At 60.5% G+C, this 9,909-nt stretch carries 10 protein-coding genes and 1 pseudogene; 7 read left to right on the forward strand and 4 right to left on the reverse strand.

Features of this window, described 5'->3' with window-relative positions:
- Window positions 1-534: Hsp33 family molecular chaperone HslO (locus DBR24_RS32060; RefSeq protein WP_256591438.1), on the reverse strand; the 534-nt coding region annotated here is incomplete at its 3' end.
- A gap of 103 nt (window positions 535-637) precedes the next feature.
- Here DBR24_RS32060 and DBR24_RS12650 point away from each other — a divergent pair.
- Window positions 638-1,441 (forward strand): phosphatase PAP2 family protein, encoded by an 804-nt coding sequence (locus DBR24_RS12650; protein ID WP_128614927.1) that lies wholly within the window; start codon window positions 638-640, stop codon window positions 1,439-1,441.
- 52 nt (window positions 1,442-1,493) lie between these two features.
- Here DBR24_RS12650 and DBR24_RS12655 read toward each other — a convergent pair whose 3' ends face one another.
- On the reverse strand, window positions 1,494-1,901 hold the full coding sequence (locus DBR24_RS12655) for an RNA-binding S4 domain-containing protein (RefSeq protein WP_123470555.1): 408 nt from the start codon (window positions 1,899-1,901) through the stop codon (window positions 1,494-1,496).
- 116 nt (window positions 1,902-2,017) lie between these two features.
- Here DBR24_RS12655 and DBR24_RS12660 point away from each other — a divergent pair, with 116 nt between their 5' ends.
- The 3 genes from DBR24_RS12660 to rimK are packed head-to-tail and all read left to right on the forward strand — an operon-like array spanning window position 2,018 to window position 4,195.
- Window positions 2,018-2,797 (forward strand): EAL domain-containing protein, encoded by a 780-nt coding sequence (locus DBR24_RS12660; RefSeq protein WP_128614928.1) that lies wholly within the window; start codon window positions 2,018-2,020, stop codon window positions 2,795-2,797.
- A 34-nt stretch (window positions 2,798-2,831) separates the two neighbouring features.
- Complete coding sequence (locus tag DBR24_RS12665; protein ID WP_171057267.1) at window positions 2,832-3,293, forward strand: ATP-dependent zinc protease; 462 nt, start codon at window positions 2,832-2,834, stop codon at window positions 3,291-3,293.
- Complete coding sequence (gene rimK, locus DBR24_RS12670) at window positions 3,290-4,195, forward strand: 30S ribosomal protein S6--L-glutamate ligase (protein WP_007949201.1); 906 nt, start codon at window positions 3,290-3,292, stop codon at window positions 4,193-4,195. Before DBR24_RS12665 ends, rimK begins: the two co-directional genes overlap by 4 nt.
- Before the next feature lie 84 nt (window positions 4,196-4,279).
- Here rimK and DBR24_RS12675 read toward each other — a convergent pair whose 3' ends face one another.
- On the reverse strand, window positions 4,280-5,593 hold the full coding sequence (locus DBR24_RS12675; RefSeq protein WP_123470551.1) for an ATP-binding protein: 1,314 nt from the start codon (window positions 5,591-5,593) through the stop codon (window positions 4,280-4,282).
- A gap of 114 nt (window positions 5,594-5,707) precedes the next feature.
- Window positions 5,708-6,448, reverse strand: a complete 741-nt coding sequence (gene ompR, locus DBR24_RS12680; RefSeq protein ID WP_123470549.1) for a two-component system response regulator OmpR — start codon at window positions 6,446-6,448, stop codon at window positions 5,708-5,710.
- 358 nt (window positions 6,449-6,806) lie between these two features.
- Between ompR and DBR24_RS12685 the strand changes: the two genes are divergently transcribed.
- From DBR24_RS12685 to DBR24_RS12695, 3 genes and pseudogenes are all read left to right on the forward strand, one after another.
- Entirely contained in the window at window positions 6,807-9,131 is a 2,325-nt protein-coding gene (locus DBR24_RS12685; protein WP_128614929.1) for a Tex family protein, read from the forward strand.
- On the forward strand, window positions 9,131-9,514 hold the full coding sequence (locus DBR24_RS12690) for a PaaI family thioesterase (RefSeq protein ID WP_007917925.1): 384 nt from the start codon (window positions 9,131-9,133) through the stop codon (window positions 9,512-9,514). The genes DBR24_RS12685 and DBR24_RS12690 overlap by 1 nt, the downstream gene beginning before the upstream one ends.
- Window positions 9,515-9,727: 213 nt before the next feature.
- Window positions 9,728-9,909 (forward strand): annotated as a pseudogene (locus DBR24_RS12695) (glutamate--cysteine ligase); the annotation flags it as partial.

Below are 9,909 nucleotides of genomic sequence, written 5' to 3' on the forward strand. Positions count from 1 at the left end.
GTCGGCCGGCAGCTGTTGCAGCAGCATCCCGCGCGCACGACGGCCGTCGGCGAACAGCTTGAAGCGCGTGCCGACCTGTTGCGACATGACGAAATAATTGGTGAAGCACTCAGACAGGTTGTCGCCGTCAAGGTCGACGATGCCCTGGTAACGCTGGCCGATCGTCGGGTCGACGGTCAGGGTCAGGTCGCCGCCCGGCATCAGGTCGGCAAGGGTGGCGTCCGGCGCGATCTGCTCGGCGTTGTAACGCGCCAGGCCACGGATCTCGCGCTCGCTGGAGCATTCGATCATCAGCAGCGGAATCGGCCCTTCGGAACGCGCCTGCAGAATCAGCAAGCCGTCGAATTTCAGGGTGCCCACCAGCAACGAGGCGGCCGCCATCAATTCGCCCAGCAGCTGCGCCACCGGCTCCGGGTACGGGTGCTTGGCAAGGACTTCGGCGTAGCTGCGTTCCAGCGCAACCAGTTCGCCGCGCGTGTCGCTGTCATCGAAGATGAAGCGTTGGGTGTAATCGGTATCCGGTAGGTCGGTCATAGGTCTGGGTATCTGAATGTGATGACAAAATGGTTACAAAACGTGAAAATTTCGTTTCTTGGCACTTTTTTTGGTGCCGATGCTTAGCCATGGGAGGCATTTTATGAACAATCCGGGTTTGTTCCAATCAAGGTGGAACCTCGGCCGGCTGGTTCTGTGTAACGTGGTGCCATTGGCACTACTGGCTTTCTGGTTATGGCCTACGGGCCAGATGCTGTGTGTGATTTTCGACGAGTGGCTGTTCCGCTCGCTCAATGCACCGCTGGCCAGCAACCCGATATGGCTCCACATCTGGGCAATTGCAAGCCTGCGCCCGTTTGACATCGTCGTCGGGATCATTCTGCTGACGTTGTTGATCAAGGGTGACTGGGTATTCAAGGCGATTGACGTGCGTCGCGCGTTCTTTGGTTTTTTCTCGATCCTGCTGCTGATGGTGGTCATCCGCGCGCTGTTTTCCAAGTTTGCCGACCACATGGACTGGCAGCACAGCAGCCCGTCGATGGTGCTTGAAGGCGCAGTGCACATCAGCGACTACTTCCCGCATATGGAAAAAACCTGGGAGCTGAAGGACCGTTCGGGCCAGAGCTTTCCCGGTGACCATGCTTCGGTACTGTTGATCTGGGCCCTGTTCATGGGCGTGTTCAGTCGTACGGTTGGCCAGTTCCTGAGCATCTGGGGCCTGGCGCTGTTGTTCATGCTGCCACGCCTGGTGGCGGGCGCGCATTGGGGCCAGGACGATTACATCGGCGGTTTACTGCTGGCGGTGTGGGCATTGGGCTGGGGTTATTACACGCCGTTTGCCTGGCACGCGTCGAATTTCTGGCTGAAGGTGACAGCGCCGATCTTCGCGCTGCTGGGCAAGTTGCCGATGGTTTCGCGGATGAGTGTGGTATCCGCAGCAAACTGACAGTTTTGCGCACTGCCTGGGGCGAGGGAGGAAGCTTGCTCCCTCGCCACAATCATGCGTCGTTACTGTTCCCACGAAATTTAAACAGGTCCCGCCGCTGCTTCTTGCTCGGCTTGCCGTCGGTGCTCACGCCCAGAGAACCGGCCTTGCGCATCGCCGCCGCGGCTTCGCGCTTGGCACTACTCGCCTCGGTCTCTGCGTACAGCGTCTGCGCTTCCGGCGCGCCACGACGCACGATCGACAACGCTTCGACCCGAACCGTGCGCACTTCGAACCCGGTGCGGATCTCGAACTCATCGCCGATTCGCGGCTCCTTGCCCGGTTTGCACCGCTCGCCCCGACAATGCACCTTGCCACTCTCGATCGCCGCTTTGGCCAAGGCACGGGTTTTGTAAAACCGCGCGGCCCACAACCATTTATCGAGACGGACCTTGTCGTCCTCTTCCTGTTTTTGCGCCATATGAATTCCTCGTTCAGCCAGTAGTCGGAACTGTACTACCGATTCTGTCGGGCGCAAGAACCCAGCCCTCCAGATAAACTGAGATCCTGGCCGGTTGACCGGCATGGAGTGATCAAGTGACCAGACTCCCGTCTTCGTTGACCTCGCCCAAAGCGGGTTGCCAGGGTTGCCGGCACAGCGAGCCGCTGGGCTTCGATTTTGCCTTCGCCTATCAGCCCATCGTGGACCTGCGCGAACAGGCGGTCTTCGCCCACGAGGCGCTGGTTCGAGGGACCGCCGGTGAAGGCGCGTTGACGGTGTTAGATCAAGTTACAGAAGACAACCGTTACCGTTTCGATCAGCTCTGCCGGACCCGCGCCATCGAAGGTGCGGCCAGTCTTAATATGCAGACACACTTGTCGATCAACTTCATGCCCAACGCCGTCTATCGTCCAGAGTCATGCATACGCAGCACGCTGGAAGCGGCAAAGAAACACAATTTCCCGATCGACCGGCTGATTTTCGAAACCCTGGAAAGCGAGCACGTAGATAACTATCGCCATTTGACCAATATTCTGCGTGAATACCGCGAATTCGGCTTCAAGACGGCCATCGACGATTTCGGTGCCGGTTTTTCGGGGCTGAATCTGCTGGCTGATTTTCAACCGGATCTGATCAAACTCGACATGGCGCTGATTCGCGATGTCGATCAAGACCGTGTCCGTCAGGCTATCGTTCGGGGGATTGTCACAATCTGTGCGGAGTTGGACGTTACAGTCATTGCCGAAGGCATAGAGCGCGCCGGCGAGCGGGACTTCCTGGCGGATTGCGGAATATTTCTGATGCAGGGGTTCTGGTTCGCCAAGCCTGCATTCAAAGCGTTGGCCCAGGTATCACCTGAGGCGTGGACGCGTTAATTGTTGGTTTTTTCCATTGAAGACATTTGACCATTTGACCGTTGTCGGTCTGCGCGAGTGGGTGGCGCTCCCGGATCTGGGAGTTGCGGGCCTGCGCGCAAAAATCGACACCGGTGCCAGCACCTCCAGCCTGCACGCCACCGACATCGAACCGTTCGAACGCGACGGCGAGAAGTGGGTGCGCTTCACCGCGCACCTCGGCACGGTGGTGCAGTTGCGTCACCGGCGTTGCGAAGCACCGCTGGTCACGCGCAAAACCATTAAAAGCTCCAACGGCCATGCCCAGGTGCGCTACGTGATCAGCACCACCCTGGCCTTGGGCGATCGGGTCTGGCCGGTCGAGTTCACCCTCGCCTGCCGCAAGTCCATGCGCTATCGCCTGTTGCTCGGTTCCAAAGCCCTGATCGATGGCCAGCTGGTGGTCAATCCGGGCATCAAATATGTACAAGACAAGCCGGTGTTCCCGGTATCTACCTCCTCCACAGGTGTTGCATGAAGATCGCTGTGCTGTCGCGGAACCCGCGTCTGTATTCCACCCGCCGTCTGGTCGAAGCCGGAACCGAGCGCGGGCATGAAATGGTCGTGATCGACACCTTGCGCGCCTATATGAACATCGCCAGTCACAAGCCGCAGATCCACTATCGCGGCAAACCGCTGGAAGGCTTCGATGCGGTGATTCCGCGGATCGGGGCGTCGGTGACGTTTTATGGTTGTGCGGTGTTGCGCCAGTTCGAAATGATGGGCGTGTTCCCGCTGAACGAGTCGGTGGCCATCGCCCGTTCGCGGGACAAACTGCGCTCGCTGCAACTGCTGTCACGGCGAGGCATCGGCTTGCCGGTGACCGGGTTTGCTCACTCGCCGGATGACATTCCCGACCTGATCGACATGGTCAACGGCGCGCCACTGGTGATCAAGGTGCTGGAAGGCACCCAAGGCATCGGCGTGGTGCTGTGCGAAACCGCGACGGCGGCGGAGTCGGTGATCGAAGCATTCATGGGCCTGAAGCAGAACATCATGGTCCAGGAATACATCAAGGAAGCCGGCGGTGCGGACATCCGCTGCTTCGTGGTCGGCGACAAGGTGATCGCGGCCATGAAGCGTCAGGCCAAGCCGGGGGAGTTCCGCTCCAACCTGCATCGCGGCGGCAGCGCCAGCCTGATCAAGATCACTCCGGAAGAACGCATGACCGCCTTGCGTGCAGCCAAGGTCATGGGCCTGGCGGTGGCGGGTGTGGATATTCTGCGTTCCAATCACGGGCCGCTGGTGATGGAGGTGAACTCGTCGCCTGGGCTGGAAGGGATCGAGACCACCACGGGCAAGAACGTGGCGGGGATCATCATCGAGCACCTTGAGAAGAACGGCGGGCCGAACATGACCCGCACCAAAGGCAAGGGCTGAAAAGCAGCTTCGAGCGGCAAGTTTCAAGCGGCAAGTAAAAAACACTTTTGCTTGCCGCTTGCCGCTTGAAACTCGCCGCTGCTCCTATACCGCATCCCGAGGAAGCATCAACCCCAACGGCAAGCGTACTCGCGCTTCCAGTCCTCCCCCGGAGCGATTGCGCAGCTCGACATTGCCGCCATGCATCGAAGCAATCCGCTTCACAATCGCCAGGCCCAGCCCGGTGCCTTTGCCGCCACGGGCGCGGTCGCCACGGGTGAACGGGTTAAAGATGGCTTCAAGCTCCGCAGGGTCGATGCCCGCGCCACGATCCATCACGCTCAGGACCACGTACGGCGCGCTGGTGTCGCCGGACACATACGCCGCCACCTCAACACTGCCGCCCGCATGGTTCAAGGCGTTGCCGATCAGGTTGTTCAACAGGCGCTTCATCGAAACCCGCCGCAGCGGGAATGGCTGGATCGGCTCCAGACGCAAACGCACCTTCTCTTCATTCTGGTTGTAAGGTGCTGCCACCTCACGCACCAGATCGCTGAGATCCACCTCCTCCACTGACTCATCGCGGCCATCACGAATGAACGCAAGGAACTGGTCGAGAATCGCGTCCATGTCTTCGATGTCGCGCACCATGTCGTCGGTCAGGTCGTTATGATCCCCCATCAACTCCAGCGACAGGCGCAGGCGCGTCAGCGGCGTGCGCAAGTCGTGAGAGACACCGGCCAGCATCAGTTCACGCTCACGTCCCGCCTGTTCGACGTCTTCGGCCATCTGGTTGAAGGCGCGATACACCTCAGTCATTTCACTCGGCGTGTCGCTGATCGGCAGACGCACGCTGCGACCCTGGCCCAGTTGCCGGGCGGCGTACACCAGGCGCTTCAACGGCTGATTGAGCTGGCTGACGAAAATCCACGCCGAGGCGGTCGACAACAAACCGATGGCAAGGAACCAGCCGAGCACGTTCCAGATTTTCTGACCACGCAGCGGGTGTGGATACAACGGCACTTTCAGCCAGCCATCACCGAGGCTCGGCGCACGCACCCACAGCGCTGGCGGCGAGTGCATGCGTAAACGCACTTCGGTGTCGGCACCGAGCTCAGCCTGCATCTGGCGCTGGTAGATCTCGCTGTACGGCCAGTGCTGTTCGCCTTCCGGCACACCGGCACCGACCACCCGGATCAAGGTCGCGGCATCGGCGATTTTTGCGCGGTTTTCCTCGTCAGCCGCCCAATAGGCGCGCAGCGTCAGGGCGACGCCGTGGCTGTATTGGCGATCCACCAGCACGTCCTCGTTCATCAGCAGATAAACCAGAGTCAGCGCCTTGGAAAACAGCACGACGATGAGCACCAGCCAAAGGGTGCGGGAGAAGAAACTTTGGGGGAACCAGACAGGGGTTTTCATCAATAACCGCTACACACTTGCAGGAGCGAGCAATGCTCGCATATTGCGGATTGCGAGTCTGCGGGAATGGCCGTTCGACCCGCCCCCGGCAGACCCGCTCCTACAAATCACCGATCACTTGGTGGCGGCACCATCCGGCACAAACACGTAACCCACGCCCCAGACAGTCTGGATGTAGCGAGGCTTGGACGGATCGGGTTCGATCATCCGGCGCAGACGGGAGATCTGCACGTCGATGGAACGCTCCAGCGCATCCCACTCGCGGCCACGGGCCAGGTTCATCAGTTTGTCGCGGGTCAGTGGCTGACGTGCGTTCATCACCAGCGCCTTGAGTACCGCAAACTCACCGGTGGTGAGCATGTGCACTTCATCGCCGCGTTTCAGTTCGCGGGTAGCCAGCGACAGCACGTAATCACCGAAGGTGACGTTTTCATCTTCGCTGCCCGGAGCGCCCGGGACCGGTGCGGCCTGGCGGCGCAACACCGCTTTGACGCGCGCCATCAGCTCGTCCGGGTTGAACGGCTTGGCCAGGTAATCGTCGGCGCCCAGTTCCAGGCCCTTGATACGGCTCATCTCATCGCCCTTGGCGGTGAGCATGATGATCGGAATCTGGTTGTTCGCGGCCCGCAGACGGCGGCACGCGGTCAGGCCGTCTTCGCCCGGCAGCATCAGGTCGAGGACCACCAGATTGAAGACTTCACGCGACAGCAGACGATCCATCTGCTCGGTGTTCGGTACGGTACGGGCGCGGTAGCCCTTGCTGACGAAAAAACGTTCCAGCAGGCTGCTCAGACCCGGATCGTCGTCAACAATAAGAATTTTTTCGCCTTCAGCATTATTTACAGTGCTGCTCATTGGATGCTCCTTTTAGCTCGGCGCGCATTATGGCGTAGCTGCCGTTATACGCACCGTGTGCATTGTTAGCAGATTTTTCCTTCACTGCCAGAAAACCGGGGTTTATGCCTACAGACTGCTACACCCCCGAATGACAGAACGCTGGTTATAATGCGCGGCGTTTTGTGCCAGGCAACGTCTGAATCGTTACCGCAGGTGGCCGCGATTTTTTCCGGACCGGCGCAGTAATTGTTCGATTTCACGGGTCAATGGGGAGCCTTTTGACCCAGGCAGCGGCAATTTTCTAGCCGCTCAACCAGACTCCGGGCCTTTATTTCCGTGCCTGCGAGCCTGCTTTCACACTATGTCAGGTGGTTTTATGGACAGCATCAACAGCCGCATCGCCGAGGAACTCGGCGTACGCCCGCAACAGGTCGAAGCGGCCGTCGCGCTACTCGATGAAGGCTCTACCGTTCCCTTCATCGCCCGTTACCGGAAAGAAGTCACCGGCAGCCTCGATGACACCCAACTGCGTCATCTCGAAGAGCGTCTGCGCTACCTGCGAGAACTCGACGAACGGCGCATCAGCATCCTCGCCAGCATCGAGGAGCAAGGCAAACTCACCCCGGCCCTCGAACGCGATATCAAACTCGCCGACACCAAGACCCGCCTCGAAGACTTGTACCTGCCGTACAAGCAAAAGCGCCGCACCAAGGGCCAGATCGCCCTGGAAGCCGGCCTCGGCGAGCTGGCCGACGGCCTGTTCAACGACCCGAATCTGTCCCCGGAAGCCGAAGCCGCACGTTTTGTCGATGCCGAAAAAGGCGTGGCCGATGTGAAGGCAGCGCTCGAAGGCGCCAAGTACATCCTGATGGAGCGCTTCGCCGAAGACGCCAGCCTGCTGGAAAAACTGCGCAACTACCTCAAGCAGGAAGCGACCATCAGCGCTCGCGTGATTGCCGGCAAGGAAGAGGAAGGCGCCAAGTTCCGCGACTACTTCGAGCACGACGAACCGCTGAAAAGCATGCCGTCGCACCGTGCACTGGCGATTTTCCGTGGCCGCAACGAAGGCATTCTCAGCTCCTCGCTGAAAGTCGGCGACGAACTGCCGGGCACCATGCACCCGTGCGAGGGCATGATCGGCCAGCAATTCGGCATCCAGAACCAGAACCGCCCGGCCGACAAATGGCTCGGTGAAGTGGTGCGCTGGACCTGGAAGGTCAAGCTCTACACCCACCTGGAAACCGACCTGCTCGGCGAGCTGCGCGACGGCGCCGAAACCGAGGCGATCAACGTCTTCGCCCACAACCTGCACGACCTGCTGCTGGCCGCGCCGGCCGGCCCGCGCGCCACGCTGGGCCTCGACCCGGGCCTGCGTACCGGTTGCAAGGTCGCCGTGGTCGACTCCACCGGCAAGCTGCTCGATCACGCCACGGTTTACCCGCACGTGCCGCACAACAAATGGGATCAGACCATCGCCATTCTGGCCGCGCTGTGCGCCAAGCACTCGGTTGACCTGATCGCCATCGGCAACGGCACCGCCAGCCGCGAAACCGACAAGCTGGCCATTGAGCTGATCAAAAAATACCCAGCCATGAAAATGACCAAGGTCATGGTTTCCGAAGCGGGTGCATCGGTGTACTCGGCGTCGGAACTGGCGGCCAAGGAATTCCCGGATCTCGACGTGTCGATCCGTGGTGCAGTATCCATCGCCCGCCGTCTCCAGGATCCACTGGCAGAGCTGGTGAAGATCGACCCGAAATCCATCGGTGTCGGCCAATACCAGCACGACGTCTCGCAGCTGAAACTGGCGCGCGGGCTGGATGCGGTGGTCGAGGACTGTGTGAACGCCGTTGGTGTCGACGTGAACACCGCCTCGGTGGCACTGTTGGCGCGGATCTCCGGCCTCAACGCGACCCTGGCGCAGAACATCGTTGCCCACCGTGACGAACACGGCGCATTCAAAACCCGCGCGGCACTGAAGAAAGTCGCACGTCTGGGCGAAAAAACCTTCGAGCAGGCGGCCGGTTTCCTGCGCGTGATGAACGGTGACAACCCGCTGGATTCCTCGGCGGTTCACCCGGAAGCCTATCCGCTGGTGCAACGCATTGCCGCTGAAACCGACCGCGACATTCGCTCGCTGATTGGCGATGCCGCGTTCCTCAAGCGTCTGGATCCGAAGAAATTCACCGACGAAACCTTCGGTCTGCCAACCGTCACCGACATCCTGCAAGAACTGGAAAAACCGGGTCGCGACCCGCGTCCGGAATTCAAGACTGCCGAGTTCCAGGAAGGCGTCGAAGACCTGAAAGACCTGCAACTGGGGATGATCCTCGAGGGCGTCGTGACCAACGTGACCGCGTTCGGCGCATTCGTCGACATCGGCGTGCATCAGGACGGTCTGGTGCACATCTCGGCACTGTCGGAGAAATTCATCAAGGACCCACGCGAAGCGGTGAAGGCCGGTGACGTAGTGAAAGTGAAGGTCATGGAAGTCGACATCCCGCGCAAACGCGTCGGCCTGTCGATGCGCATGAGCGACACCCCGGGCGAGAAGATCGACGGTGCCCGTGGTTCGCGTCCGGGCTCGGCGCCGCGCCAGTCTTCGGGCAACGCGCCACGCAAGGAATCCGCTCCTGCCGCGCCGGTGAACAATGCGATGGCCTCGCTGTTCGCCAACGCCAAGCAGTTGAAGAAACGCTGATGGAGATTCCGGCCGGGCTCGTCGAGAGCGCGTTTTTCAAGCTGTTGGGCTGCCGCCTGCACAGCCTGGAAACCGGGGTGGCGCAAGTCGCCCTGGTGCTGGAACCGGAACTGCGCAACCGTGGCGGCAAGTTGCACGGTGGCGCGCTGTTCAGCCTGGTCGACATTGCCATGGGGCTGGCCTGTTCCAGCACCCACGGCTTCGATCAGCAGAGCGCGACCATCGAGTGCAAGATCAACTACATCCGCGCCGTATCCGACGGCGAGGTGCTGTGCACGGCCCGGGTGATCCACCCGGGTCGCCGCACATTGGTGGTCGAAGCCGACGTGATGCAGGGCGACAAACTGGTCGCAAAAGCGCAAGGCACGTTCGCTGTCCTGTAGCTACTGGTCATCAATTTGAGTTAATTTCGGCGCTGTGTCTGCGGCGTCGAACTTTTCCGCACGCGCAATAGCCAGATTCAAGGAGTGAAGTTGGCGATCGGCACGGGCCTTTACGGCTCAAAAACCAGGCGAAAACGCCAGTTTCAACTTCACCCTTGTAGACCGTCCTGCCCACCCCCATATTGGGGCGACTGACGCGTGAAGGAATCCAAATTGAGCGAACTTCTCAACCGCCGCCTGGCTCTGCTCGGCGAGCGCGCCAACCTCTCTCTGCTCGAACAGTGCCTTCACGGTATCGAACGTGAATGCCTGCGCGTGACCAGCGAAGGTCGACTGGCGCAAACGCCGCACCCGGAAGCCTTGGGTTCCGCGCTGACCAATGAACAGATCACCAC

This window comes from Pseudomonas sp. HMWF006 (assembly GCF_003061205.1).
Taxonomy (GTDB): domain Bacteria; phylum Pseudomonadota; class Gammaproteobacteria; order Pseudomonadales; family Pseudomonadaceae; genus Aquipseudomonas; species Aquipseudomonas monsensis.